This is a genomic window from Methanoculleus sp. UBA413, from assembly GCF_002502935.1.
Taxonomy (GTDB): Archaea; Halobacteriota; Methanomicrobia; order Methanomicrobiales; family Methanoculleaceae; genus Methanoculleus; species Methanoculleus bourgensis.
Genome location: NZ_DAQR01000092.1, coordinates 1 through 225, shown reverse-complemented (window position 1 = coordinate 225; position 225 = coordinate 1).

Here is a 225-nt window from a genome sequence, read left to right as displayed (position 1 = left end):
CCAGCAACCGAACTTCGCGGCTTCGCGCTCTTCGCGTGAGACTGTAGTGGACGAACCTCTCTATACCGAAACCTCACGCGAAGCCGCGAAGATCGCGAAGGAGGACGTAACAATCCCATGGACTTCGCGTCTTCGCGCTCTTCGCGTGAGTTGATGGGATGCCATGTGAAACATTAGATGAGATACTCCACTAGTGGACCATTTCACCTTATGTTGCGGGTCCTG